Source organism: Cellulosimicrobium sp. 72-3 (genome assembly GCF_013127315.1).
Taxonomy (GTDB): domain Bacteria; phylum Actinomycetota; class Actinomycetes; order Actinomycetales; family Cellulomonadaceae; genus Cellulosimicrobium; species Cellulosimicrobium funkei.
Map to the genome: position 1 here is coordinate 672,467 of NZ_CP053419.1, position 25,147 is coordinate 697,613.

General features: G+C 73.6%; 23 protein-coding genes and 1 riboswitch. Of the genes, 16 read left to right on the plus strand and 7 right to left on the minus strand.

The genetic code is table 11. The features are described 5' to 3' along the window. Nucleotides 1–33: 33 nt before the first annotated feature. Complete coding sequence (locus tag HKK73_RS03005; protein ID WP_051028364.1) at nt 34–519, minus strand: Dps family protein; 486 nt, start codon at nt 517–519, stop codon at nt 34–36. 239 nt (nt 520–758) lie between these two features. Between HKK73_RS03005 and HKK73_RS03010 the strand changes: the two genes are divergently transcribed. Both HKK73_RS03010 and HKK73_RS03015 read left to right on the plus strand, forming a co-directional pair. Continuing rightward, nucleotides 759–1,784, plus strand: coding sequence for an aldo/keto reductase (locus HKK73_RS03010; protein ID WP_114554006.1), 1,026 nt, complete (start codon nt 759–761; stop codon nt 1,782–1,784). A 113-nt stretch (nt 1,785–1,897) separates the two neighbouring features. Then, the gene (locus tag HKK73_RS03015) at nt 1,898–2,290 is read left to right on the plus strand and encodes a hypothetical protein (RefSeq protein ID WP_228074943.1); all 393 of its coding nucleotides are present in this window, start codon (nt 1,898–1,900) and stop codon (nt 2,288–2,290) included. A gap of 85 nt (nt 2,291–2,375) precedes the next feature. On the opposite strand, the gene HKK73_RS03020 is transcribed toward HKK73_RS03015, so the two are convergent. Both HKK73_RS03020 and HKK73_RS03025 read right to left on the minus strand, forming a co-directional pair. Then, entirely contained in the window at nt 2,376–2,939 is a 564-nt protein-coding gene (locus HKK73_RS03020) for a flavin reductase family protein (protein ID WP_171467416.1), read from the minus strand. Further along, on the minus strand, nt 2,936–3,535 hold the full coding sequence (locus tag HKK73_RS03025; RefSeq protein ID WP_144721481.1) for an NADPH-dependent FMN reductase: 600 nt from the start codon (nt 3,533–3,535) through the stop codon (nt 2,936–2,938). Before HKK73_RS03025 ends, HKK73_RS03020 begins: the two co-directional genes overlap by 4 nt. Nucleotides 3,536–3,589: 54 nt before the next feature. Continuing rightward, nucleotides 3,590–3,692: riboswitch (SAM riboswitch) on the minus strand. A 226-nt stretch (nt 3,693–3,918) separates the two neighbouring features. Between HKK73_RS03025 and gdhA the strand changes: the two genes are divergently transcribed. From gdhA to HKK73_RS03040, 3 genes are all read left to right on the plus strand, one after another. Further along, nucleotides 3,919–5,256 (plus strand): NADP-specific glutamate dehydrogenase, encoded by a 1,338-nt coding sequence (gdhA, locus tag HKK73_RS03030; RefSeq protein ID WP_021482903.1) that lies wholly within the window; start codon nt 3,919–3,921, stop codon nt 5,254–5,256. Between the two features lie 177 nt (nt 5,257–5,433). After that, a complete protein-coding gene (locus tag HKK73_RS03035) occupies nt 5,434–5,760 on the plus strand; it encodes a hypothetical protein (protein WP_085386594.1) in 327 nt (108 codons plus the stop codon). Between the two features lie 119 nt (nt 5,761–5,879). After that, nucleotides 5,880–6,314, plus strand: a complete 435-nt coding sequence (locus tag HKK73_RS03040; protein WP_171467417.1) for a VOC family protein — start codon at nt 5,880–5,882, stop codon at nt 6,312–6,314. 62 nt (nt 6,315–6,376) lie between these two features. Here the strand turns inward: HKK73_RS03040 and HKK73_RS03045 are convergent, their stop codons facing one another. Continuing rightward, the gene (locus HKK73_RS03045) at nt 6,377–6,808 is read right to left on the minus strand and encodes an organic hydroperoxide resistance protein (protein ID WP_171467418.1); all 432 of its coding nucleotides are present in this window, start codon (nt 6,806–6,808) and stop codon (nt 6,377–6,379) included. Nucleotides 6,809–6,919: 111 nt separating this feature from the next. On the opposite strand from HKK73_RS03045, the gene HKK73_RS03050 reads away from it, so the two are divergent. From HKK73_RS03050 to HKK73_RS03100, 11 genes are all read left to right on the plus strand, one after another. Further along, nucleotides 6,920–7,528: a TetR/AcrR family transcriptional regulator gene (locus HKK73_RS03050; RefSeq protein ID WP_085386591.1), complete on the plus strand. Its 609-nt coding sequence runs from the start codon at nt 6,920–6,922 to the stop codon at nt 7,526–7,528. A 108-nt stretch (nt 7,529–7,636) separates the two neighbouring features. Further along, the gene (locus HKK73_RS03055; protein WP_171467419.1) at nt 7,637–8,425 is read left to right on the plus strand and encodes a copper homeostasis protein CutC; all 789 of its coding nucleotides are present in this window, start codon (nt 7,637–7,639) and stop codon (nt 8,423–8,425) included. Nucleotides 8,426–8,795: 370 nt separating this feature from the next. Next, nucleotides 8,796–10,475: an ABC transporter substrate-binding protein gene (locus tag HKK73_RS03060; protein ID WP_171467420.1), complete on the plus strand. Its 1,680-nt coding sequence runs from the start codon at nt 8,796–8,798 to the stop codon at nt 10,473–10,475. 46 nt (nt 10,476–10,521) lie between these two features. Further along, nucleotides 10,522–11,517 carry an ABC transporter permease gene (locus HKK73_RS03065; RefSeq protein ID WP_085386588.1) on the plus strand — a complete coding sequence of 332 codons (996 nt, stop codon included), beginning with the start codon at nt 10,522–10,524 and terminating at the stop codon, nt 11,515–11,517. Continuing rightward, nucleotides 11,510–12,673, plus strand: coding sequence for an ABC transporter permease (locus HKK73_RS03070; RefSeq protein WP_114553520.1), 1,164 nt, complete (start codon nt 11,510–11,512; stop codon nt 12,671–12,673). The genes HKK73_RS03065 and HKK73_RS03070 overlap by 8 nt, the downstream gene beginning before the upstream one ends. Further along, nucleotides 12,670–13,587 (plus strand): ABC transporter ATP-binding protein, encoded by a 918-nt coding sequence (locus tag HKK73_RS03075; protein ID WP_171467421.1) that lies wholly within the window; start codon nt 12,670–12,672, stop codon nt 13,585–13,587. Before HKK73_RS03070 ends, HKK73_RS03075 begins: the two co-directional genes overlap by 4 nt. Further along, entirely contained in the window at nt 13,587–14,471 is an 885-nt protein-coding gene (locus HKK73_RS03080) for an ABC transporter ATP-binding protein (RefSeq protein ID WP_171467422.1), read from the plus strand. Before HKK73_RS03075 ends, HKK73_RS03080 begins: the two co-directional genes overlap by 1 nt. A 188-nt stretch (nt 14,472–14,659) precedes the next feature. Continuing rightward, nucleotides 14,660–16,222: an RNB domain-containing ribonuclease gene (locus HKK73_RS03085; protein WP_371810578.1), complete on the plus strand. Its 1,563-nt coding sequence runs from the start codon at nt 14,660–14,662 to the stop codon at nt 16,220–16,222. A gap of 30 nt (nt 16,223–16,252) precedes the next feature. Beyond that, on the plus strand, nt 16,253–16,624 hold the full coding sequence (locus HKK73_RS03090) for a sterol carrier family protein (protein WP_171467423.1): 372 nt from the start codon (nt 16,253–16,255) through the stop codon (nt 16,622–16,624). Between the two features lie 321 nt (nt 16,625–16,945). Beyond that, a complete protein-coding gene (locus HKK73_RS03095; protein ID WP_253705765.1) occupies nt 16,946–21,706 on the plus strand; it encodes an ExeM/NucH family extracellular endonuclease in 4,761 nt (1,586 codons plus the stop codon). Between the two features lie 143 nt (nt 21,707–21,849). Further along, nucleotides 21,850–22,329: a hypothetical protein gene (locus HKK73_RS03100; RefSeq protein ID WP_171467424.1), complete on the plus strand. Its 480-nt coding sequence runs from the start codon at nt 21,850–21,852 to the stop codon at nt 22,327–22,329. 4 nt (nt 22,330–22,333) lie between these two features. Here the strand turns inward: HKK73_RS03100 and HKK73_RS03105 are convergent, their stop codons facing one another. From HKK73_RS03105 to cysT, 3 genes are read right to left on the minus strand one after another with little or no spacing between them, the layout of a single operon-like run. Further along, on the minus strand, nt 22,334–23,392 hold the full coding sequence (locus HKK73_RS03105) for a sulfate/molybdate ABC transporter ATP-binding protein (protein ID WP_171467425.1): 1,059 nt from the start codon (nt 23,390–23,392) through the stop codon (nt 22,334–22,336). Beyond that, complete coding sequence (locus HKK73_RS03110; RefSeq protein WP_171467426.1) at nt 23,389–24,264, minus strand: sulfate ABC transporter permease; 876 nt, start codon at nt 24,262–24,264, stop codon at nt 23,389–23,391. Before HKK73_RS03110 ends, HKK73_RS03105 begins: the two co-directional genes overlap by 4 nt. Then, nucleotides 24,257–25,147 carry a sulfate ABC transporter permease subunit CysT gene (gene cysT / locus HKK73_RS03115; RefSeq protein ID WP_171467427.1) on the minus strand — a complete coding sequence of 297 codons (891 nt, stop codon included), beginning with the start codon at nt 25,145–25,147 and terminating at the stop codon, nt 24,257–24,259. Before cysT ends, HKK73_RS03110 begins: the two co-directional genes overlap by 8 nt.

Genomic DNA, 25,147 nt, shown 5'->3' on the forward strand with positions numbered 1-25,147 from the left:
ACGGGCCGTTCTACCTCGCGGCGGCGGGCCGGGTCAGGCCTCGCGGTTCTCCGAGGAGAGGAACCAGGCCTGCTTCTCCAGGTCCGCGATGATCTCGTGCAGGATGTCGGCGCTCGTCGGGTCCTCCGCGTCGACGTCGTCGTGCACGGCGCGGACGACCTCGACCGTCTGCGCGATGCGCTCGACGACCGCGTCGACCGTGTCGCCGACCGACACGAGGCCGGCCGGGTACGGCGAGAGGTCCGTCGTCGTCGCGACGGTCTCGGTGCGGCCGTCGGGCACGACCTGGAGCGCGCGCATGCGCTCGGCGACGGTGTCGCTGTGCTCGCGCGCGGCGTCCACGACGTCGTCGAGCTGGAGGTGCAGGTCGCGGAACCCGCGGCCCGTGACGTTCCAGTGGGCCTGCTTGCCCTGGACGTGCAGGTCGACGAGCGCGACGAGCACGCGCTGCAGGTGGGCGCGGAGCTTCTCCGACGCCTCGAAGCGGGCCGTCGTGCGGTGGATGGTGGGTGCGGACATGGTGCTCCTCGCTCTCTCGGGGGTCGCCCGGAATCGTGCGGCGGTCACCCGGCTTCCGTCGGTGCCGTTCACTTGAACGATTCCAGACTAGGTCGCATTCCGCGCGCCCGCCAGCAAGGAGAGGCGTGCCTGACCTGCGGCGGGGCTCGTCCCGCGGCACGGCGCGTCACGTCCTCTCGCCAGGTGAGAGGACGGCGTCCGCCCTTGCCCCCGGCGGCGCGCGGTGGTCCGCTGGGGCCATGACCGACACCTCCCGGACCCCCGCCCCCGGCACCCTCCCGTCGCGCACGCTCGGCACCGGCGAGGCGGCGCTCGCCGTCTCCGCCGTCGGGTTCGGCGGCATGTCCGTCACCGACGCCTACGGCCCCGCGGACGCCGCGGAGGCGGAGGCCGTGCTGCGCCGCGCGCTCGAGCTCGGTGTGACGCTCTTCGACACGGCCGACGTCTACGGTCACGGCCGCAACGAGGAGCTGTTCGGCCGGGTCCTCGGGCCGCACCGGGACGAGATCGTCCTCGCGTCGAAGTTCGGGCTCCCGCCCGCGGGCGGCCACCCCGACGGGCGTCCGGTCGACGGCCGCCCCGAGTACGTCCGTGCCGCGGTCGACGCGAGCCTGCGCCGCCTCGGCACCGACCGCCTCGACCTGTACTACCTGCACCGTGTCGACCCCCAGGTGCCGATCGAGGACACGGTCGGCGCGCTCGCCGGCCTCGTGGAGGCCGGGAAGGTCCGCGGCATCGGTCTCTCGGAGCCGTCCGCCGCGACCGTGCGCCGCGCGCACGCCGTGCACCCCGTGACGGCCGTGCAGAGCGAGTACTCGCTGTGGACGCGCGACCCGGAGGACGAGGTGCTGCCGACGCTGCGCGAGCTCGGGGTCGGCTTCGTGCCCTTCTCGCCGCTCGGCCGGGGCATCCTCACCGGGACCGTGGACGCCACCGACGGCTTCGCGGAGGACGACGTGCGCCGCGCCCACGCCCGGTACGCCGGCGAGGCGTTCGAGCACAACCGCGGCCTCGTGCGCTCCCTGGAGCAGCTCGCCGCGGAGCGCGGCGTCACGACGGCGCAGCTCGCGCTCGCGTGGCTCCTCGCGCAGGGCGACGACGTCGTCCCGATCCCGGGGACGAAGCGCGTCGCGTACCTGGAGCAGAACGTCGCGGCGGCCGCGGTCGAGCTCACGCCGGACGACGTCGCGACGATCGGCGCGGCGATCCCGCGCGCGGCCGTCCAGGGCGTGCGGCACCCGCAGCCGGACCTCCTCGACGGCTGACCCGCCGCGCGGGCCGGCGGCGAGGACAGGTGGCCGCCCACCCTGCCTCGCGGGGCCGGGGAGACCTAGACTGGAGAGGTCCTGTGGGTCTCCCCGCGCAGAGGTCGGCTCCGATGTCGTGGCTGCTCATGATCTGGTGCGCGACGGCGTGCACGGCCGCCGCCGCGTGGTGGGTGCTGCGCCGGGCCGGGCGACCTCCGAGCCACCGGGCGGGCGGGCGCCGTCGTGCCGCCGCGGCACCGGACCCGCTCACCACGCTCGCGCTCCAGGTGCGGCTCACCGCGCTCGCCGCAGAGCTCCGGCGCATCGAGGCCGACCCGGACGTCTACGCGCGTGCCCACCACTACCTCGCGGTCCAGGGCGCCTACGACGCGCTGCTGCGCGAGGCCTGCCGGCTCACGGGGCTCCCGGTCGCGGACGCACCCCTGCGCGCGGGCTTCCGCACCGGCGACGACGAGCGGTTCCGCGAGGAGCTCGAGCTCAGCGCGCGCGGCTGGAGCTGGTGACGGACCACCCGTGAGGGGCGGCAGGGGACGGGCGAGGGGCCCGACGGCGGGACGTCCGCCGTCGGGCCCCTCGCCCGTCGTGCGCTCAGAGCGCGGAGTGGTCGCCGATCCGGTGGTAGGTGCGGTCGTGGTAGACGAGCGGCGACGCCGCCGCCCCCCGCGGCGCCCCGGGTGCGGCGCCGACGCTCGACGCGAGCGCGCGCAGCGAGACCAGGTAGGAGTTGCCCACCGGCGTGCGCTGGACGACCCTCCCGCGCACCCACGACAGCGCGCCGTCGATCACGGGCTCGCCCGTCGGCAGGCGCGACCAGCCGCCGTCCGCGAACCGGTCGATGCCGCTCGTCGCGAACCGGGCCGAGACGTCGTCCTGGTGGTCCGCGAGGAAGCTCACGGTCAGCGTGCGCGCGGTCGAGACCGCGGGCCACGACGACGACGTGGACGCGAGCGAGAACGCGAGCAGCGGGGGCGCGGCCGAGACGGAGATGACCGACGTCGCGGTGAAGCCGACGAGGCGGTCGCCGTGCTCGAGCGCGACGACGGCGACGCCCGCGGGGTGGCCGCGGAACACGGCCTTGTACTCGTCGGGGGAGAGCTGGGGCTCGTCCTGCTCGGCCAGGAGGGCCTCCAGGTGGGTGAGCTCGGCGGTCATCGGGCCACCCCCGCGAACGCGTCGGCGACGGCTGCGTCGGTGCGGGCCGACGGGCGGTCCTCCGCCGGGGGGAGCTGCGCCGTGGCGCGGCGCAGGGCGTCGCCCTCGCGCGCGAGCCACGCGTCCACCACCGGTCCCAGGTCCGCGAGCTGCGGCTCGGTGACCGTGAGCGACCGGGTCGGGACGACGGCGCCGAGCTCGACGAGCACGGGTCGCAGGTGCACCTCCCCGACGAGCGCGTGCGCCGGGTTCCCGGACACGACGAGCGGGACCACGACGACGCCCGCGAGCCCGTCGGGGCCGTAGAGGTCGAGGAAGGCCTTCAGCAGCCCGGTGTAGGACGCCTTGTAGACCGGCGTCGCCACGACGGCGACGGTCGCCCGGGCGAGCTGCTCACGGGCGGCGTCGGCCGCCGGATGGTCGGCGGCGAGCACCTCGCCGGCGAGCGACGCCAGGTCGACCGTGGCGACGTCGGCCGCGCCGAGGAGGTCGGCGACGCGGCGCGCGACCGTCTCGGCGGCGCCGAGCGTCCGCGAGCCGGGCCGCGGGTTGCCCGAGACGGCGAGCACCGTCGGGTGGGTGGGGTGGTGGGTCATGTGCACCTCGCAGTAGTCGTCGATCACGCTTGCCGTGCGGGCCGTCCTCGCCGGTGGCGGGGCAGGCTGGGCCCGGCCTGGTCATCTCCCGGAGCACCCCGCCGTGACAGGGGGTTGCCGGCCAGCGAGCCGGGGCTTGGCGCTGGCGCTCGTGACCTGGGGACGGGTATAGCAACCGCCCCGGGAAACTGCACCGGATCGGTAGGGTTTCTCAGTGGGTGGACGGATGTGTCGTCGTCGGTGACTCCTGTGCCGCCCCGTGCGGTCGCTCGTGCGTTGTGGACGCCCGTGCCGGTGCGCGCGGAGTGAGACGGTGTGACGGGAGCTTCTGGCACAGGCGTACCGTCAGCAGGAGTTCCGCCCGCGTCAGACGAGGAGTACCCATGGACAGCCGACTGCAGTCCGTCTACGACGAGGTCCTGCGTCGCAACCCCGGCGAGGCCGAGTTCCACCAGGCCGTGCGCGAGGTCTTCGACTCGCTCGGCCCCGTGCTGCGCAAGCACCCGCGCTACGTCGAGGCCGCCGTCCTCGAGCGCGTGTGCGAGCCGGAGCGCCAGATCATCTTCCGGGTCCCGTGGGTGGACGACACCGGGCGCGTGCAGATCAACCGCGGCTTCCGCGTCGAGTTCAACTCGGCGCTCGGCCCGTACAAGGGCGGCCTGCGGTTCCACCCGTCGGTCTACCTGGGCATCGTGAAGTTCCTCGGCTTCGAGCAGATCTTCAAGAACTCGCTCACGGGCATGCCCATCGGCGGCGGCAAGGGCGGTTCCGACTTCGACCCGCGCGGGCGGTCCGACGGCGAGGTCATGCGGTTCTGCCAGTCGTTCATGACGGAGCTCTACCGGCACATCGGCGAGAACACGGACGTCCCCGCGGGCGACATCGGCGTGGGCGGCCGCGAGATCGGCTACCTCTTCGGGCAGTACAAGCGCATCACCAACCGGTACGAGTCCGGCGTCCTCACGGGCAAGGGCATCTCGTGGGGCGGCTCGCTCGTCCGCACGGAGGCCACGGGCTACGGCACGGTCCTCTTCGCGCAGAACATGCTGGAGACGCGCGGGCAGGAGCTCGACGGGCGCCGCGTCGTCGTCTCGGGCTCGGGCAACGTCGCGATCTACGCGACGGCCAAGGCGCAGCAGCTCGGCGCGAACGTGGTCGCGTTCTCCGACTCGTCGGGCTACGTCGTCGACGAGGCCGGGGTCGACCTCGAGCTCCTGCGCCAGATCAAGGAGGTCGAGCGCGGGCGCGTCGCCGACTACGCCGCGCGCCGTCCCGGGGCCCGCGTCGTCACCGACGGGTCCATCTGGGACGTGCCGTGCGACGTCGCGCTCCCGTGCGCGACGCAGAACGAGCTCGACGAGGCGGCGGCCAAGCAGCTCGTCGCGAACGGCGTCGTCGCGGTCGCGGAGGGCGCCAACATGCCCACGACGCCGAGCGCCGTCGCGCTGCTCCAGGAGGCGGGCGTCCTCTTCGCGCCGGGCAAGGCCGCCAACGCGGGCGGCGTCGCGACGTCGGCCCTCGAGATGCAGCAGAACGCGTCGCGCGACGCGTGGTCCTTCGAGTACACCGAGGACCGCCTCGCGCAGATCATGGCGGGCATCCACGACCGCTGCGTCGAGACGGCCGACGAGTACGGCACGCCCGGCAACTACGTGCTCGGCGCCAACATCGCGGGCTTCACCAAGGTCGCCGACGCGATCCTCGCGCTCGGCGTCATCTGACCCGAGCCGCACGACGACGGCCGTCGGCGCCCCGCGCAGAGCGGTGGTTCCGGCGGCCGTCGTGCGCGCGAGGCCGGCGCGGCACCGTGCCCCGGCGGAGATCCGCGCCCTGCTGTGGGGCACGGAGCGAGGAGCGACGCTCCACACGGGGTGGCGAGCGGCCTATGCTCGGTCGTCGTGGAGCCCGACGACATGACCGGCCGGCCGGCGAACAGTGCCGGGCGCACGGTCGGGCAGCGCGCCGGCAGCGCGGTCCTCGGCCTCGTGGTGGCGGCGCTCCTCTACGTTCCCGCCTTCCCGCTGGCCTTCGCGGCGCTCTTCTTCGCCGCGGGCGCCTTCGACGACCGGTGCTTCTCCCCGGACGTGGGACGGGTGTGCGCCGCGAATCCCGTCGGAGGAGCGGTGGCGATCGTGCTCGGCGTCGTGCTGCTGATCGCACCCGGCGTGTTCGGGATCTACGCGGGCCGGGCGTCCGAGCCCTCCCGCTCGACGAGTGGCTCCTGACCCGGTCCCGCTGAGTCACGAGCCGCGGCGCAGCGCGCGCGAGGGCGTGTCCGGCCCGGTCTCCCAGCGCGGGAAGAATGCCCTCGGACCGGGAGGGCCCGGGCGCCTAGGGTGGCCGGATGGCGACGATCAGGCAAATCCAGGTCACGTTCGACTGCGCGGAGCCACGGCGCGTCGCCCGGTTCTGGTGCGAGGTGCTGGGCTACGTCCCGGCGCCGCCCCCGGAGGGCTTCGCCACCTGGGACGACGCCGAGGCCTCTCTCCCGGCCGCGGAGCGGGACGCGTGGTCCGCGTGCAGCGACCCGACGGGGGTCGGCCCGCGCCTGTACTTCCAGCGCGTCCCCGAGGGCAAGGTCGTCAAGAACCGCGTGCACCTCGACGTGCGCGTCGGCACCGGGCTCGTGGGGGCCGAGCGCCTCGCCGCGCTCGAGGCCGAGCGTGACCGGCTCGTCGCGCTCGGCGCGACGTGCGTGCGCGTGATGCTCGCGGACGAGGAGAACGAGTCCTGCATCGTCATGCAGGACGTCGAGGGCAACGAGTTCTGCCTGGACTGAACGCCGGGCCCGACCCGCGGGACCGATCCGCGAGCCGGTCCCGGCGGTGGTGCCGGGGTGCCTTACGCGACGGTCGTGCGGACCGTGACGGGGATGTTGCCCCGGGTCGCGAGCGAGTACGGGCAGACGGCGTGCGCGGCCTCCGCGAGCTCCTCGGCGAGGTCCTGGGTGACGCCGCCCCCGAGCTCGACGTGCAGCGTCGCGCCGAGCGAGAAGCCGCCGTCGCCGTTCGGGACGAGGTCGACCTCGGCGACGACGGCCGAGTCCGTCACGGGGACCTTGCGCTGCGCCGCGACCATCTTCAGCGCCGAGTGGAAGCACGACGACCACCCGGCCGCGAACAGCTGCTCGGGGTTGGTCCCGCCACCGGGGCCGCCCATCGCGCGCGGGACCGCGAGCGTGACGTCGAGCTGGCCGTCGTCGGACACGGCGTGGCCTCCGGCGCGGCCGTCGCCGGTCGCTGTGGCCACGGCGGTGTAGAGGGTGTCAGCCATCGAGGTGCCTTTCGAGAGTCGTGATGCGACGTAGAGTTACTAGTACGTCTACGTCAAGGAACCTAGACTGGCGGCCGACCGCGCGCAAGGGGCGGAGAGAAGGAGGGGGCCATGGTCGACGACTCGCCGACGTCCGGGGCGACGGGCCGCGGCACCGCGGCGGGCACGCGCCGCCGCATCCTCGAAGCCGCCTCGGCGCTCTTCTACGCCCAGGGCATCCGGGCGACGAGCGCCGACCGGATCATCGAGCAGGTCGGCATCACCAAGGTCACGTTCTACCGCCACTTCCGCACGAAGTCCGACCTCGTCGTCGCGTACCTCGAGCAGCAGGCCGCGCGCGACCGCGCGGTGGTCGACGAGGCCCTGCGCGACGCCGAGCCGCTCGACGCCCTGAGCGCCCTCGCGGGCGCCATCGGCGCCGTGAGCTGCGTGCCGGGCTTCCGCGGCTGCCCGTTCATCAACGCCGCGGCGGAGACGCCGGACCCGCAGGACCCGGTGCGCGTCGTCGTGGACCGCCACCGGCGCTGGACGCGGGACGTGTTCGCGCGGCTCGCGGCGGCGGTCGGTGTCGCGGACGCCGACGCGACCGCGGCGCAGCTCATGATGCTGCGCGACGGCGCGATGGTCGCGGGGTACCTCGGCGACCCGGACGAGGTGGCCGCGACCCTGCGGTCCGCGTGCCTCGCCGCCGTCGCGGCGGGACGGCCGACGCCGGCCTGAGCCCGCGCGCCCGACGCGCTGCCCGGAGTCGTCTACCCTGGCCGACGGCCGCCGTCGTGCGGGTTCGTGCGACGCGACGGCCGCCGGACCGGACGACGGGAGAGCGCCATGACGACCACCCACCCCGAGGGCAGCGCGGCCCGCGACGTGGCCCTCGAGCTCGCCGTCCAGGACCCCGACGGCGTCCGTGTGGCCGCGGCCGTGCGTGCCCACCGGGTCGAGCTGTGCGTCGGTCTCGGCGCCACGGGCGGGCTCACGCCCAGCGCCGGGCTCGTCGAGGCCGCGGTCGCCGCCGCGGCGGCGGCCGACGGCTCCGGGCCGCGCATCGAGGTGCACGTGCTCGTGCGCCCGCGCCCGGGCGGCTTCGTTCTCACGCCCACCGACCTCGACGTCCAGGTGCGCGACGTCCGGGCCGCGGTGGCGGCCGGGGCGCGCGGAGTCGTCGTGGGTGCGCTCACCCCGGACGGCCTGGTCGACGTCGGCGCCGTCCGCACCCTCGTGGACGCCGCCGACGGGCGCGAGGTCACGTTCCACCGCGCCGTCGACGTCGTCGCCGACCCGCTCGCCGCCCTCGACGCGCTCGCGGGGGCCGGGGTCGTGCGCGTGCTCACCTCGGGCGGCGCGTCGCGCAGCATCGACGGCACGGACCGGCTGCGCGCCATGGCGGCGCACGCGCGCGACGCGCTCGACGGACGTGTGCAGGTCATGGCCGGCGGGGGAGTGCGGCCGCAGGACGTCGGGGCCCTGGTGGCCGCGGGCGTGGACGCCGTGCACCTCTCGGCCAAGCGCGTCGTCGCGGACGACGCCGGGCCGGGTGGTGGCGGCGACGCCGGCTACGAGGTCACCGACCCCGAGGTCGCGCGGGCCGCGCGCGCCGCGCTGGACGTCGCTCGCTGACCCCGCCCCGGCCCGCTGGCGGCGCTGCCGCCGTACCGCCGCCGACCCCGTCCCCGGCCGCTCGTGCGAGCGCCGCCTGCTGCGGCCGCGCGACGCGCTGCGCTCCCGCGGCCCGCGGTCCGCGGCGCCCGGACCGGCCGCGGGCCGCCCCCGCTCCCGCCTGACCCCCCTTGGCACCTCGGCCGGGCCCCGTTCCCACGGGGTCCGGCCGAGTCCGTTGCGGCGCGATCCTGCTATCGATGTCTCAGTTAGGTAACTTTCCTGTCGTATTCGTCGGAGGGCCGGTGGCTATTAGTTAGTGTTCCTGCCACACGCCTGCGGGCGCCGAAGTACGACGTGAGGACGCGTCGTCCATGCGAAAGGACCGAAGATGATTCGAAGCACGGCGCGCAAGCGTCTGCTCACGGCCGCGGCACTCGTGACGGGCGTCTCGCTGCTCGCGAGCGCCTGCACCGGCGGGGGCAACGGCGAGGGCGAGGGCAACGGCGGCGAGGCCCGTGTCCTCAACGTCTGGGCCGGCACCCAGACGCCCATGGTCGCGAACTTCAACCCGTACGCGCCCAACCCGCTGCACGTGACGAACGGCGGCATCTACGAGCCGCTCTTCTTCTACAACCGGGCCGAGGCCGGCGACCCGACGCCCCGCCTGGGCGAGTCCTACGAGTGGAGCGAGGACGGCACCGAGCTGACCGTCAAGATCCGCGAGGGCGTGAAGTGGTCCGACGGCGAGGACTTCACGGTCGACGACGTCATCTTCTCGTACACCAACGACGCGGCGAAGCGCGACTACCTGAACACGATCGAGAAGGTCGACGAGTCGACCGTCAAGTTCACGTTCAACGGCGCGCAGTTCACGAGCGCCGTGCAGATCCTCGGCACCACGCTCATGGTGCCCGAGCACCTCTTCAAGGAGGTGTCGGACCTCATCACGTTCACGAACGACGAGCCGGTGGGCACCGGGCCGTTCACGCTCGACACCATCACGAACGCGACCTACACCGTCGTCCCGAACGAGGACTACTGGGGCGGCGAGCCGAGCCTCGGGAAGGTCCGCTTCCTCGCGCTCGACAAGAACCAGAGCGCCCAGGACCTCCTCGCCACCGGCAAGATCGACTGGACCACGATGTTCATCGCGGACCCGGACACGGTCACCGGCGCGGGCCAGGTCTCGCTGCTCAACACCCCGCAGGACCCGACCACGATCATGTCGTGCTCGAATGCGGCGCTCGGCTGCGCGGGCCCGCAGACGGACCTCGCCGTCCGCCAGGCGGTCAACCTGCTCGTCGACCGCGGCGAGATCAACGAGAAGGCGTTCTCGGGCCACGCGGCCGTCGCGTCGCCGTCGCTCGCGCTCCTCGGTCGTGACGACCGCTGGATCTCCTCGGAGATCGAGAAGGAGAGCCCGCAGGAGGGCGACCCGGCCGAGGCGGCCAAGGTCCTCGAGGCGGCCGGCTACACCAAGGGTGCCGACGGCATCTACGAGAAGGACGGCCAGAAGCTCTCTGTCCAGCTCATCTCGGTCGACGGCTGGAGCGACCACAACGCGGCCGGTGACCTCATCGCGCAGCAGGCGCTCGAGGCGGGCGTGGAGATCAACCACGTGAAGATCACGCAGCAGGAGATGTCCGACGCCCGGACCAGCGGCAACTACCAGATGATGATCAGCGGCATCACGGGCACCTCGCTCGACGACCCGTTCGCCATCTACCGCCAGTGGCTCACGACCGAGTACACGACGCCGGTGGGCGAGACCATCGAGGCCGGCCGCTTCAACTTCCCGCGCTACTCGAACCCGCTCGTCGACGAGGCGGTGGCCACCGCCGCCGGCACCAACGACGAGGACGCGAAGAAGGCCGCGTACGCCACGGTGCAGAAGGAGATCGCCCGCGACCTCCCCTACATCGCCCTCGTCGTGAACCCGACCATGTCGTTCGTCAACACGAAGGACTACACCGGCTGGCCGTCCGAGGACGACATGTACGCCTTCCCGCCGTCGTGGGCCACGATCAGCAACGGCGTGATCCTCTCCCAGCTCGAGCCCGCGAGCTGATGTCGCACTGCCGAAGAGGAGCTCGGGTGAACGAGGAGTCAGTCGCATGAGGTACTACGCACGGCGGATCACGTTCTACGTGGTCACCTTCTGGGCCGCCGTCTCGCTCAACTTCCTCCTGCCGCGGGCGATCCCTGGTGACCCCAAGCAGATCTACCTCGACACAATGCTCCGGAAGAACGGCGAGCTGACCCCTGGTCTCATCCAGAGCGTCGACGTCCTCTTCGGCAGTGACGACGCCACCCTGTGGGAGCAGTACCTCGCGTACTGGAAGAACATCTTCACGGGTGACCTGGGTACGTCGGTCCTGTACTTCCCGGCACCCGTGAGCCAGCTGCTCGGCGAGGCCCTCCCCTGGACGGTGGGCCTCGTCGGGCTGGCGACGATCATCGCGTTCCTCCTCGGCGTCGGCCTCGGCGCGTGGGTCGGCTGGAAGCGCGGTACCTGGGTCGACCACATCATCCCCGCGTCGACCTTCCTCCAGGCAGTGCCGTACTTCTGGCTCGCCCTGGTGCTCATCTCGATCTTCTCGGTGTCGCTCGGCTGGTTCCCCATCGTGGGCGCGTACGACATCTTCGAGTTCGACAGCGGTCCAGAGTGGTCGTGGGACTTCGTGGGCAGCGTGATCTACCACGGCACCCTCCCGGCCGTGACGATCATCCTGTCGGCGATGGGCGGCTGGCTCCTCGGGATGCGCAACATGATGGTCTCGACCATCGCCGAGGACTACGTCACGACGGCCGAGGCCAAGGGCCTGCGCCCCTTCCGGGTCGCGCTGACGTACGCGACGCGGAACGCGGTCCTGCCGTCGGTCACGGGCTTCGGCATCGCGCTCGGCTTCGTCGTCGCCGGGTCGGTGGTCATGGAGCAGGCCTTCAGCTACCCCGGCATCGGCAAGCTGCTCTTCACCGCGGTCCAGGCGAAGGACTACGCGCTCATGCAGGGCGCCTTCCTCGTGATCACCGTGGTGGTGCTCGCGGCGAACTTCCTCATGGACCTGATCAACGGCATCATCGACCCGAGGACGCGGAACAATGGCTGACCCCACCCGTGACGCCGAGACCGTGACGCCTGCGGCGGACGCCGCCCCCGCCGCCTCCGTGGTGGTGGACGGACTGCCGCCCGAGAACCGGACCGCCGGCATCGTGCCGGACGTGCCCATCGCCCCGCCCGAGGCCGTCGTCGCGGGCGAGCCCGTCCCGACGAGCTCCGCGCCGAAGCGCGGCATCCGGGCGATGCTCCCGCGCCGCTCGGGCAAGCTCGTCGTCGGCCTCGTGCTGACGCTCGGGATCGTGCTCTTCTCCGTCGTGACGCCGCTGTTCAGCCAGAGCCCGCGGGCGACGTCGAACCCGGCGTACCTGCCGCCGAGCACCGAGCACCTGCTCGGCACGAACAACATCGGCGTCGACATCTTCGCCCAGGTCGCGCACGGAGGCCTCGGCTCGCTGACGGTCGGCCTCCTCGCGGGCGTGATCGCGATGGTCCTCTCGCTCCTGTTCGGCATCCTCGCCGGCTACGTCGGGGGCTGGACGAACGAGATCCTGTCCTTCGTCACGAACATCATGCTCGTGATCCCCGGGCTCCCCCTGATCATCGTGATCTCGGCCTACCTGGAGTCCCGCTCGCTCTTCCTCGTCGCCCTGATCCTCGGCATCACCGGCTGGGCGGGCGCGGCGATCGTGCTGCGGGCGCAGGCCCGGTCGCTGCGGAGCCGCGACTACGTCTACGCGGCCAAGGTCGCGGGCGAGAAGGCGCCGCGCATCATCCTCGTCGAGATCCTGCCGAACCTCCTGCCGCTCCTCACGGCGAACTTCCTGGGCGCCGTGCTCCTCGCGATCCTCAGCGAGGCCGGTCTCTCGTACCTCGGCCTCGGGCCGTCGGGGTCGGTCACCTGGGGCACGATCCTCAACGAGGCCAGCACGCAGAACGCGATGGCCTACGGACGCTGGTGGTGGTTCGTGCCGCCGGGCCTCCTCATCGCGCTGTTCGGGTGCGGGCTCGCGCTCATCAACTTCAGCATCGACGAGATCATCAACCCGAGGCTCCGGACGGCGCCCGCCGCGGTCAAGAACGTCCGGCTCGCCCGCAAGCAGCGCGCGAAGCGTGCGGCGGCGACCGCGCCGGCCGCCGGCGCTGCCGCCACGGCAGACGGCCCGGCGAGCACCCCGGCCCGAGACGACGAGAAGGTCCAGTCATGAGCACACCGACCCTCACCGCGAAGGCCGCGGGCGACTTCGGGGCCCCGTCCGGCGCGATCCCGGTGCTCACAGCGCGGAACGTCTCGATCGAGTACCAGGTGAACCCGGTCGTGCAGGCCGTGAAGGACGTGTCCCTGACCCTGCACCGTGGCGAGATCCTCGGCCTCGCGGGCGAGTCCGGCTGCGGCAAGACGACCCTCGCGTACGGGCTCAACCAGCTGCTCAAGCCGCCGGCGCTGCGCACCAGCGGGGAGATCGTCCTCCACGACAAGGACGGCGACGACATCGACGTCGCCGCCCTGTCCGGGGACGCGCTGCGCGCCTTCCGCTGGGACAAGGTCTCGATGGTCTTCCAGGGGGCGATGAACTCCCTCAACCCCGTGATCAGCATCAAGGCCCAGCTGTTCGACGTCTTCGCGACGCACCGCCCGGGGATGTCCGCGAAGGACAAGCTCGAGCGCAGCCGTGAGCTGCTGGAGCTCGTCGGCGTCGACCCGAACCGGCTCGACAGCTACGCGCACGAGCTCTCCGGCGGCATGCGCCAGCGCGTCATGATCGCGATGGCCCTCGCGCTCCAGCCGCAGGTCATGATCATGGACGAGCCGACGACGGCGCTCGACGTCGTCGTCCAGCGCGGCATCCTGCGCGAGATCATGCGGCTGCGCGAGCAGTTCGACTTCGCCGTCGTCTTCATAACGCACGACCTGCCGCTGCTGCTGGAGATCAGCGACCGGATCGCGGTCATGCTCCGCGGCGAGATCGTCGAGCTCAACACGGCCGAGGAGATCTACAACGCGCCCGCGCACGAGTACACGCGCCGCCTGCTCGGGTCGTTCCCGAGCCTGACGGGCGACCGGGGCGGGTTCGTCCGGTCCGGCGAGGACACCGCCGACAGCACGGGAGGGGTGGCCTGATGGGCACGCTCGAGATCCGGAACCTCACCAAGGACTTCGTCATCCGCAACGGGTGGAAGCGGTCGCGGCTGCGCGCGGTGAACGACGTGTCGTTGACGCTCGAGCCGGGCAAGACGATCGCCATCGTCGGTGAGTCGGGCTCCGGGAAGTCGACCGTCGCGCGGATGATCGCGAAGCTCGAGACGCCGACGTCCGGTGACATCCTGCTCGACGGCGTCCCGTCCGCCCGACGTGGCCGTGGCCTGGCCGAGTACCGGCACGACGTCCAGATGGTGTTCCAGGACCCGTTCGCGTCGCTCAACCCGTTCCACTCGATCCGCCACCACCTGGAGCGGCCGCTGCGGATCCACGGGCTCGCGAAGACGGCCGCCGAGCTCGACGCGGCCGTCGACGAGCTCCTCACGCGCGTCAACCTCACGCCCCCGGGGACGTTCGCGGAGAAGCGTCCGCACGAGATGTCCGGAGGCCAGCGCCAGCGCGTCGCGATCGCCCGCGCGCTCGCGCCCGGCTCGCGGTTCCTCGTCGCGGACGAGCCCGTGTCGATGCTCGACGTGTCGATCCGGCTCGGGGTGCTCAACCTGCTGGCGCGCCTGCAGCGCGAGGAGAACCTCGGCGTCCTCTACATCACGCACGACCTCGCGACGGCGCGGCACTTCAGCGACGAGATCCTCGTGATGTTCCGCGGGAACGTCGTCGAGCGCGGGCCGTCGGACCAGGTCATCCTCGACCCGCAGCACGAGTACACGAAGCTGCTCCTCGGGGCCGCGCCGGAGCCGCAGAACCACGGCCGCCTCCGCGAGGAGGTGCGCCGCGAGCTCGCCGCGGCCGCGGCGGGCGGGGGCGACGCCGTCGCCCGCGACCGCTTCGGCACGCGCGGCATGTGAGACGGGCGTCGCCCGTCCCCTCGTCGTCCGGGCAGCGGGGGTTGCCCGGCGGCACGCGTCGGTGGTGACGCGTGCGCGTCGCGCGGGCCAGGTCAGTCGGACGCCCTGGCCCGCGCGCTCGCCCCGTCCGTCGTCGTCCGTCCTGCCACGCAGGACGTGCCCGGCGACGGGTGGGTAGGGTCGGGCTCGTGCCCGCCCGTCACCTGCGCCTCGCGCGACCCGAGCCCTCCGCCCTGAGCACCACCGCCCTCGTCACCGACGCGCTCGCGGCGCTGCGCCGCGAGATGGAGGTCCCGGAGACCTTCCCGGACGGGGTGCTCGCCGAGGCCGAGGAGGCCGTGCGCGAGGACCGCGCGGCGCCCGGCCCGGGACGCGTCGACCTGCGCGACGTCCCGTTCGTCACGATCGACCCGCCGGGCTCGATGGACCTCGACCAGGCGCTGCACCTCGAGCGGGCCGGGGGAGCGCCGGACGACCCGGCGGGCGCCGCGTTCGTCGTCCACTACGCGATCGCCGACGTCGGCGCGTTCGTCGTGCCGGGCGGAGCGATCGACGCCGAGGTCCACGAGCGCGGCACGACCCTCTACGCGCCCGACGGTCGCACCCCGCTGCACCCGGCCGTGCTGTCCGAGGGCGCGGCGAGCCTCCTGCCGGGCGAGGACCGCCCGGCCGCGGCGTGGCGCGTCGTGCTCGACGCCCGCGGCGAGATCCTCGACGCGACGGTGCGGCGCGCCGTCGTGCGCTCGACGCAGCGCCTCACCTACGACGAGGCGCAGGCCCGGATCGACACTCGGAGCGCCGGGGACGACGCAGGGGACGCGCTCCTCCTGCTCCGCGAGGTGGGCGAGCTGCGGCTCGCGCGCGAGCGCGAGCGCGGCGGTGTGTCGCTCGAGGTCCCGGAGCAGGAGATCGTCACGCGCGACGACGGCTCGTTCGGCCTCGAGTTCCGCTCGACCCTACCGTCGGAGGCCTGGAACGCGCAGGTGTCGCTGCTCACGGGCATCGCGGCGGCGCGGATCATGCGCGCGGGCGGCGTCGGCGTCTTCCGCGCGCTGCCGGAGGCCGACCCGCGCGACGTCGCGCGCCTGCGCCGCACGGCCCGCGCGCTCGGCATCGACTGGCCGCGCGAGACGCCGTACGCCGAGCTCGTCCCGACGCTCGACTCGCGCGTCTCGCGCCACGCCGCGTTCCTCAACGAGGCGACGTCGCTGTTCCGGGGCGCGTCGTACGAGGCGTTCGGTGGCACGGGCCAGGAGCCCGGCGTGCCCGACGATGCGGCGCACGCCGCGATCGGCGCGGAGTACGCGCACGTCACCGCGCCCCTGCGCCGGCTCGTGGACCGCTACGGCACCGAGGTGTGCCTCGCGCTGTGCGCGGGGGAGGACGTGCCGCGGTGGGTGCTCGACGCCCTGCCCGGCCTGCCGCGCACGATGGCCCGCACGGGCCAGCGCGCGAGCGCGTACGAGCGCGCGATCGTCGACGTCGTCGAGGCCGCGCTGCTCACCGGTCGCGAGGGCGAGGAGTTCGACGGCGTCGTGGTCGACGTCGAGGACGACCGCGAGCGCGCCCGCCGCCTCGAGCGCGAGGACGCCGACGAGGCGGGCGGGGCACGGCGCGGCCAGGTGGTCCTCGCCGACCCCGCGGTGCGCGCCCCCGTCGAGGGGACGGACCTCCCGCTCGGCGACCCGGTCCGCGCCACGCTGCGCGAGGCGTCGGTGCCCGAGCGCCGTGTCCGGTTCACCGTCGGCTGACGCCGGGCCGCGCGGCCTAGGCTGGTCCTCGTGCCTGCCCGACGCCGTACCGACCCCGCCGCCGGCCGCCTCGCCCTGGCGACGTGGCGCGACGACCCCACCGACCGCCGCGCCGTGACGACGGCCGTGCGGTTCACGCTCGAGGAGCTCGCCGACGTCGCGCCCGGGCACACGGTCGAGGTACGCGTGCCGCCCGCGGGGGCCGTCCAGGCGGTCGAGGGCCCGCGGCACACGCGCGGGACGCCGCCGAACGTCGTCGAGACGGACCCGCAGACGTGGCTGGGCCTCGTGACGGGGGCGGTCACCTGGGCCGACGCCGTCGCGGACGGGCGGGTCCGCGCGTCGGGCGAGCGCTCCGACATCTCCTTCCTGCTGCCGCTCCAGGCGGCCCGGCCACGCTGACCGCTCCGGCGGGGACCTCGGCACCTGCTCGCGGGCGGCGAGCGTGTTACCGGTGGGTAACGTTCTCCGCGTCAGGTCTGGCGGAGCGCCGGGCGGGGGACTAGCGTCCCAGGATGACCGGCCGCCGTCCGCGCGGGCGCTCGCGGCACGACGACGTGCGCTGGCGTTCTCGTGGCGGTGACACGGCAGCAACCGCACGTTCATCCAGGTGAGGTGCGATGTCCCGCGGAGGCAGGGTGTCGCCCCGTCCGAGGTTCGTCCCCGACCCACGGGAACGCGCGAGCTGCTGCCCGGCCGTCCGCACGAGATGAAGGAGTCAGCGTGACCGACCACCAGCACCTGCGGCGACGGAGGGTGGTGGCGGGCACGTTGACCGTGGCCCTCGCCGTGCCGTTCTCCGTCGCGGCGGCCACCGCCGCGAGCGCGGCGCCCGACGGGTCGGGCCTCGTCATCAACGAGGCCTACCTGAGCGGCGGCAGCGCCAACGCCCCGTACACCCACAAGTTCGTCGAGCTGTACAACCCCACGCAGGCGGCGATCGACCTCTCCGGGATGTCGCTGCAGTACCGCTCGGCGACGAGCACGGGCGCCTTCACGGGCGTGACCGCGCTGACCGGCTCGGTCGCCCCCGGGGGCTACTACCTGGTGCAGGGCGGGTCGAACGGCTCGAACGGCGCCGCGCTGCCCACGCCCGACGCGACGGGCGGTCTCAACCCGTCGGGCACGACGGGCACCCTCGCGCTCGTGCGGTCGACCTCTCCGGTGACGCTGCCGGCGGGGAACGCCGCGGGCGCCGCGAACGTCGTGGACCTGATCGGGTACGGCACCTCGAACACGTTCGAGACGGCCGTGGGCCCCGCGCCGTCGGCCAACAACGTGCCCGCGTCGATCAACCGGACCGGGTACGCCGACACGGACGACAACAGCAAGGACCTCACGCTCTCCAGCACCGTGACGCCGCAGAACAGCGGCGACGACGGCGGCGGCCCGGGCCCCGAGCCGGGCGAGGTCGTCCCGATCGCGGAGATCCAGGGCACGGGGGCGGCGAGCCCGCTCGTCGGGCAGACGGTCACCACGCGCGGCGTCGTCACCGCGACCTACCCCACGGGCGGCTACGACGGCTTCTACCTGCAGACCGAGGGCACAGGCGGCGACCTCGACGCGTCGCACACGGCGTCGGACGCGATCTTCGTCTACTCGAAGGCGGGCGCGGCCGCGGTGGCGGTCGGCGACCACGTCGAGGTGACGGGCGCGGTGTCCGAGTACTTCACGCTCACCCAGATCACGCCCGCGGCGGGCGGCTGGACCGTGCTCGACGAGGCGGCACAGGACGTCAAGCCCGCGAACGTCGCGTTCCCGGCGACCGACGCCGAGCGCGAGGTCCTCGAGGGCATGCTCGTGCAGCCCGCCGGTGACTACGTCGTCGCGGACAACTACGACACGAACTACTACGGGTCGTTCGTGCTCGCGGCGGGGACGGACCCGTTCGTCCAGCCGACGTCGGCCGGGCGGCCGGGCAGCGCGGAGGCGGCGGCCGCCGTCGCGGACCGTGCGGCGCGGGCCGTGGTGCTCGACGACGGCGCCACCACGAACTTCAACAACACGGCGAACAAGGGCGTCCCGCTCCCGTACCTCACGGGCGGGGCACCGGCGCGCGTGGGTGCGGCCGTGTCGTTCACGACGCCGGTCATCCTCGACTACCGGTTCGACGCCTGGACGTTCCAGCCGCGCACGCAGCTCACCGCGGGCGACGGCGGCAACGCCGCCACGGTGCAGCCGGTCACGTTCGAGAACACGCGGGAGGACGCTCCGGCCGAGGTCGGGGGCGACCTCTCCGTCGCGACGTTCAACGTGCTGAACTACTTCACGACCACGGGCGACCAGGTCGCGGGCTGCCAGTTCTACACGGACCGCGCGGGGAACCCGATCACGGTCCGCACGGGCTGCGACGCGCGCGGCGCGGCGGACGCCGCGAACCTCGAGCGGCAGCAGACGAAGATCGTCGCGGCGATCGACGCCCTCGACGCGGACGTCGTCGCGCTCATGGAGATCGAGAACTCCGAGCCGTTCGGCAAGGACCGCGACCAGGCGCTGTCGGACCTCGTGGGCGCGCTCAACGCGGCCGCGGGTGCCGAGGAGTGGGCGTTCGTCCCGTCCCCGGCCACGGTGCCGACGGACGAGGACGTCATCCGCCTCGCGTACATCTACCAGGTGGCCGAGGCCGAGCCGGTCGGCGACTCCGTGATCCTGATCGACGACCCGGCGTTCTCGAACGCGCGCGAGCCGCTCGCCCAGGTGTTCCAGCCGGCGGGCGGGATCACCGAGGGTGACGACGCGGCGAGCGACGACGTGCTCGTCGTCGCGAACCACCTCAAGTCGAAGGGCGGCAGCGACTCCGCGCCCGCCGACCAGAAGGACACCGGCGACGGCCAGGGCGCGTACAACAAGGCGCGCGTGGGCCAGGCGACGGCGCTCGTCGCCTTCGCCGAGGACGTCGCGGCCGACGCCGGGACGGACAGGGTCCTGCTCGCGGGCGACTTCAACTCCTACGAGCAGGAGGACCCGCTGCAGGTGCTCAAGGACGCCGGCTACACCGACCTCGGTGCGTCGACGGGCGAGCACACCTACCTGTTCGACGGGTACGTCGGGTCGCTCGACCACGTGTTCGCGTCGTCGGCCGCGGCGGACGCAGTCACCGGCACCGACGTGTGGAACATCAACTCGGTCGAGCCGATCGCCAACGAGTACAGCCGGTACAACTACAACGCGTCGATCCTCTACGACACGACGCCGTTCCGGTCGTCCGACCACGACCCCGTCCTCGTGGGCCTCCAGCTCGGCGCCACCGAGCCCGGCACCACGCAGCTCGACCTGCTGGCGATCAACGACTTCCACGGTCGCATCGACGCCAACACGGTGAAGTTCGCGGGCACGATCGAGCAGCTGCGCGCGGCGAACCCCGACGGGACGGCTTTCGTCTCGGCGGGCGACAACATCGGCGCCTCGCTGTTCGCGTCGGCGCTCCAGGAGGACCAGCCGACGATCGACGTGCTGAACGCGCTCGACCTCGCGGCGTCCGCGGTGGGCAACCACGAGTTCGACCAGGGCGTGGACGACCTCACGGGTCGGGTCACCGACGAGGCCGACTGGGCCTACCTGGGCGCGAACGTCTACGACAAGGGCACGACGAACCCGGCGCTGCCGGAGTACCAGGTCGTCGAGATCGACGGCCTCGACGTCGGCTTCGTCGGCGTCGTGACGGAGGAGACCCCGACGCTGGTCACGCCGTCGGGCATCGCCGACGTCGAGTTCGGCGATCCCGTCGAGGCGCTCAACCGCGTCACCGCCCAGCTCCAGGACGGCGACCCGGCGAACGGCGAGGCGGACGTCGTCGTGGGCCTCGTCCACGAGGGCGCGTCCGCGGGCACGCCCGACGGCGCGACGCTCGAGGAGGAGGTCGCCGCGGGCGGCGCCTTCGCGGACATCGTCGACGAGACCGACGCGCGCGTCGCGGCGATCTTCACGGGCCACACCCACAAGCAGTACGCGTGGGACGCGCCCGTCCCGGGCGCCCCGGGCAAGACCCGCCCGATCGTCCAGACCGGCAACTACGGCGAGTTCATCGGGCACGTGTCGCTCACCGTGGACACCGCGACCCACGAGGTCACGGCGTACACGGCGCAGAACGTGGCCCGCACGAAGGCGGAGGACGCGACCCTGGTCGCGACGTACCCGCGCGTCGCGGAGGTCAAGACGATCGTCGACGCGGCGCTCCAGCAGGCCGAGATCATCGGCGCGACCCCGATCGGCGAGGTCACCGCGGACATTACGACCGCGTTCGCGGGCGGCGCGTACACGGGTCCCGGCGGGACGTACGTGGGCCCCGGCCCGGACCCGACGTCCGGGCGTGACGACCGCGCCTCGGAGTCGACGCTCGGCAACCTCGTCGCGGACTCGCTCCTCGCGACGCTCTCCGACCCGGCGCGCGGCGGCGCGGACATCGGCGTCGTCAACCCGGGCGGGCTGCGCGCCGAGCTCCTGCACGGCGACGACGGCGTCATCACGTACGCCGAGGCCAACGCGGTCCTGCCGTTCGTCAACAACCTGTGGACCGTGACCCTCACGGGCGAGCAGGTCGTCGAGATGCTCGAGCAGCAGTGGCAGACGGACGCGAACGGCAACCGCCCGTCGCGCCCGTACCTCGCCCTGGGCCTCTCGGACAACGTGTCGTGGACGGCGAGCACCGCCGACCCGAACGCGGCGCCGGGGAGCAACGTCTCGTCCGTGACGATCGACGGCGAGCCGATCGACCCCGACGGCGAGTACCGCGTCGCGACGTTCTCGTTCCTGGCCACCGGGGGCGACAACTTCCGCGTGTTCACGGACGGCACCGACCCGCGCGACTCCGGTCTGGTCGACCGGGACGCGTGGATCGCGTACCTGCAGCAGAGCTCGCCGGTGTCGCCGTCGTTCGACCGGTCGCGCGTGGTCGTCGACGAGCTGCCCGGCACCGTGACGGCGGGCTCCGACGTGAGCGTGGGGCTCTCGGGCCTCGACCTCACGTCGCTCGGGTCGCCGGCGAACACGTCGGTGGACGGGTACCTCGTCGCGGCGGACGCCACGTTCGACCCGGCGGCCCCGGGCACCCCGGCGGGCACCGCCACGGTGACGGGCGGGGCGGCGACCCTGACGGCGACGGTCCCGGCCGACGCCGCGGCGGGCGAGTACGACCTGTGGGTCGTCGCGTCGCCGAGCGGCACGACGGCGCGCATCCCGGTCACGGTCGAGGCCGCGGCCCCGACGGTGGAGCTCGTGAACCTCGAGGCCACCGCGCGCTGCACGGGCAAGTTCGTCCACCTCGCGGTCCGCGCCACCAACGGCGAGGACGCGCCGGTCGAGGTCGTCCTCGAGACGCCCTACGGCTCCAAGCGGTTCCCGAACCTCCAGCCGGGCAAGAACGCCTACCAGTCGTTCAACACCCGGGCCACGTCGGTCGAGGGCGGGACGGTCACCGTGACCGCGACGCTCGACGGCGTGACGCAGGAGTACGAGATCCCCTTCGAGGGTCAGACCTGCGGCTGACGTCTGCCTGACGCCGTGCGGCGCCGCCGAGGAGGCGACGCCACGTCCCGCGACCCGGGTCCCGTCCGACGGGCCCGGGTCGCGGTGCGTCCGGGGCGAGGACTCTGCGGGGAGTCCCAGGAAGCGCGGGTAGGGTCGTGCTCGTGAGCTCCGAGCAGTCCCGCGTGCCCGACGGCACGGCCCCCGACCCGTCCGCCGCGCCCGACGCCGTCGTGCCCGACGCCGCGCGCCCCGAGGCCGGGTCCGAGGCCGCCGAGCCCGGGGCCGCCGAGCCAGCCGCCGCCGAGCCCGGGCCCGTCGGGCAGGAGGCGAGGTCGGACGAGACCCCCGGCGACGCCGCCTCCGCCGGTGGCGAGGAGGTCGAGATCGAGTCCGTGGTCGACCCGGCGACCGTCCGCCGCGCCCCCCGCTACCGCGCGTTCTTCACGGTCGGCATCCTCCTGGGCACGGTCCTCGGCCTGGGCATCGGAGGCGCGTGGCTCCAGTCGCCCGCCGCGGCGCCGGTCTTCAAGCCCGGCGTCTACTTCACGGTCATCCTCGTGACGTGCGCGGCGCTCGGCGCCGCGGTCGCGGGCGTGTGGGCCGTCGTCGCCGACCGCCGCAGCCTGCGCGGGCGCCGCTGACCGCTCAGCCGACGAGCGGCTCGGCCACGCGCCGGTCCGCCGGCTCGGACACCGTACCGGTCGGGGCGCCGGCGGCGGGGGAGAGCCGCACCGCCACGCCGGGCGCCAGGCCCAGCGTCCGCGCCTCCGCGCGGGTCACGACGACGGACACCACCTCGTCGCCCGCGGTCACCTCCGCGCGCACCTCGAACCCCACGCGCGTCGTGCGCGTGACGACGCCGGTCACGCCCGCCGCGTCCGCCGTGTCCCCGATCGCGACGCCCCGGTGTGCCGACGGGTCGAGGCCCGCCCCGCCGTCGGGCAGCACCTCGACGTGGACGTCGTGCGGTCGCACGAGGACGCCGCCGAGGCGCGTGACCGGGCCGAGGAAGCCCATGACGAAGTCGTTCGCGGGGCGGTCGTAGAGGTCGTCGGGCGTGCCGACCTGCTCGATGCGGCCCTCGTTGACGACGACGATCTCGTCCGCGACCTCGAGCGCCTCCTCCTGGTCGTGCGTGACGAACACCGTGGTCACGGGGATCTCGTCGTGCAGGCGGCGCAGCCAGTCGCGCAGCTCCTTGCGGACCTTCGCGTCGAGCGCGCCGAACGGCTCGTCGAGCAGGAGGACGCTCGGGCGGATCGCGAGCGCGCGGGCGAGCGCCATGCGCTGGCGCTGCCCGCCGGAGAGCTGCGAGGGCAGCCGGTGGGCGAAGCTCTCGAGGTGCACGAGCCGCAGCAGCTCGTCGACGCGCTCGGCGATCTCGGCCTTCGGCGTGCGGCGGATCTCGAGCCCGAACGCGACGTTCCGCGCGACGCTCAGGTGCTTGAAGGCCGCGTAGTGCTGGAAGACGAAGCCCACGTTGCGGCGGCGCGCGGGCAGGTTCGTGGCGTCGCGGCCCTCGATCTCGACCTGGCCGGAGTCCGGCACCTCGAGCCCGGCGACGACGCGCAGCAGCGTGGACTTGCCGCCGCCGCTCGGGCCGAGCAGGGCCGTGAGGCGGCCGGTCGGCACGGAGACGGAGACGTCGTCGAGCGCGACGAAGTCGCCGAAGGTCTTGCGGACGTTGCGGATCTCGATGCTCATGCGTGGGCCTCCGTGGGGGCGGCGGTGCGGGTGGACCTGACGGTGCGGGGGGAGCGGCGGGGGCGGGGGCCGGCGGCGTCGTCGGAGCGCAGGAACGTCACGGCGACGATGCACGCGACGGACACCGACGCGAGGAGGAACGCGACGGCGTAGGCGGTGCCCTGCTCGAAGTCCTGGTACCGCTGCTCGACGAGCAGCGTGGACGTCTGCGTGCGGCCCTCGAAGTTGCCGGAGACGACCTTGACCGCGCCGAACTCGCCGAGGGCGCGCGCGAGCGTGAGCACGACCCCGTAGACGACGGCCCACCGGATCGCCGGCAGGGTGATGCGCCGGAACGTCTGGAGGCGGCTCGCCCCGAGGCTCGTGGCGGCGAGCTCCTCGTCGGTGCCGAGCTCGGTGAGGACCGGCACGACCTCGCGGATGACGAGCGGGAGGCACACGAACGCGGTGGCGAGGACGATGCCCGGCGGCGCGAAGATCACCTGGAGCCCGGCGTCCTCGAGGGCGCCGCCGAACCAGCCGTTCTTCCCGTACACGAGGACGAGCGAGAGCCCGACGACGATCGGGGAGACGGACAGCGGGAGGTCGAGCAGGGCGTTGAGGAGCGCCTTGCCCGGGAAGTCGTACCGGACGATGAGCATCGAGATGCCGACGCCGAACACGGTGTTGATCAGCACGACCTGCACCGCGACGGCGGCGGTGAGCTGGAGCGCGAAGACGACGTACGGGTCGGCGAGAGCCCGCTGGGACGTCTCGAGCCCGTCCGCGAACGCGCCGCGCACGACGAGCGAGACCGGCCACCCGACGAGCAGCACGAGGTACACGACCACGACGGCGCGCAGCGTGCGGCGCACCCAGGGAGAGCTATCCACGGCGGGCCACCCTGCGCTGGAGGAGCTGGATCGTCGCGATGACGAGCAGCGAGACGAGGAGGAGCACCGACGCGACGGCCGCCGCCTGCTCCGGCTGGCCGTTCTCCAGGTAGCTGAGGATGCGCACGGAGCCCACCTCGGTGCGCATCGGCAGGTTCCCGGAGAGCAGCACGAGCGCGCCGTACTCGCTGATCGCGCGCGCGAACGACAGCGCGGCGCCAGCGGTGATCGCGGGCGCGAGGGCCGGGAGGACGACGCGGCGGAAGGTCGTGGCCCGCGTCGCGCCGAGCGACGCGGCGGCCTCCTCGACGTCGCGGTCGAGCTCGGCGAGCACGGGCTGCACGCTGCGCACCACGAAGGGCAGCGTGACGAACAGGAACGCGAGGAAGACGGCGGCGCGCGTGTTCGCGACGTCGACCCCCAGCGGCCCCGACGGCCCGTACAGCGCGAGCAGCACGAGGCCGGCGACGATCGTGGGGAGCGCGAACGGGATGTCGATGAGCACCTCGAGGAGCCGCTTGCCGGGGAACCGGTCGCGCACGAGGACCCACGCGATGAGCGTGCCCATGACGACGTTGACGGCGGTCACGGCGAGCGCCTGCGTGACCGTGAGGGTCAGCGCCGCGGCGGTCTGCGGCTGCGTCACGGCGGCGACGAAGGCCGGCCAGCCGCCGACGGACGTCTCGACGAGCACCGCGATCAGCGGGACGAGGGCGAGGGCCGAGAACCACACGAGCGCGACGCCGAGCCCGAGGCCCGAGGTCGCCGTGAGCCGGTAGGGGCCGTTGGGCGCCCGACGGCGCGTGCGGCCGGGAGGCGCGGCCGGGGCCGGGCGGCGCTCGCGCGCCGCCCGGCCCGGCCGTTCAGCGAGGGTCGCGGACAC

Bases quoted from the DNA above. Each gene is read 5' to 3' on its own strand.
- HKK73_RS03105 (WP_171467425.1), bottom strand. From the start codon at position 23,392: ATGAGCATCGAGATCCGCAACGTCCGCAAGACCTTCGGCGACTTCGTC.
- HKK73_RS03040 (WP_171467417.1), top strand. From the start codon at position 5,880: ATGGCGACGATCAGGCAAATCCAGGTCACGTTCGACTGCGCGGAGCCA.
- HKK73_RS03020 (WP_171467416.1), bottom strand. From the start codon at position 2,939: ATGACCGCCGAGCTCACCCACCTGGAGGCCCTCCTGGCCGAGCAGGAC.
- HKK73_RS03080 (WP_171467422.1), top strand. From the start codon at position 13,587: ATGGGCACGCTCGAGATCCGGAACCTCACCAAGGACTTCGTCATCCGC.
- HKK73_RS03010 (WP_114554006.1), top strand. From the start codon at position 759: ATGACCGACACCTCCCGGACCCCCGCCCCCGGCACCCTCCCGTCGCGC.
- HKK73_RS03015 (WP_228074943.1), top strand. From the start codon at position 1,898: ATGTCGTGGCTGCTCATGATCTGGTGCGCGACGGCGTGCACGGCCGCC.
- HKK73_RS03075 (WP_171467421.1), top strand. From the start codon at position 12,670: ATGAGCACACCGACCCTCACCGCGAAGGCCGCGGGCGACTTCGGGGCC.
- HKK73_RS03065 (WP_085386588.1), top strand. From the start codon at position 10,522: ATGAGGTACTACGCACGGCGGATCACGTTCTACGTGGTCACCTTCTGG.
- HKK73_RS03025 (WP_144721481.1), bottom strand. From the start codon at position 3,535: ATGACCCACCACCCCACCCACCCGACGGTGCTCGCCGTCTCGGGCAAC.
- HKK73_RS03060 (WP_171467420.1), top strand. From the start codon at position 8,796: ATGATTCGAAGCACGGCGCGCAAGCGTCTGCTCACGGCCGCGGCACTC.
- HKK73_RS03045 (WP_171467418.1), bottom strand. From the start codon at position 6,808: ATGGCTGACACCCTCTACACCGCCGTGGCCACAGCGACCGGCGACGGC.
- HKK73_RS03005 (WP_051028364.1), bottom strand. From the start codon at position 519: ATGTCCGCACCCACCATCCACCGCACGACGGCCCGCTTCGAGGCGTCG.
- HKK73_RS03070 (WP_114553520.1), top strand. From the start codon at position 11,510: ATGGCTGACCCCACCCGTGACGCCGAGACCGTGACGCCTGCGGCGGAC.
- HKK73_RS03055 (WP_171467419.1), top strand. From the start codon at position 7,637: ATGACGACCACCCACCCCGAGGGCAGCGCGGCCCGCGACGTGGCCCTC.
- HKK73_RS03050 (WP_085386591.1), top strand. From the start codon at position 6,920: ATGGTCGACGACTCGCCGACGTCCGGGGCGACGGGCCGCGGCACCGCG.
- gdhA (WP_021482903.1), top strand. From the start codon at position 3,919: ATGGACAGCCGACTGCAGTCCGTCTACGACGAGGTCCTGCGTCGCAAC.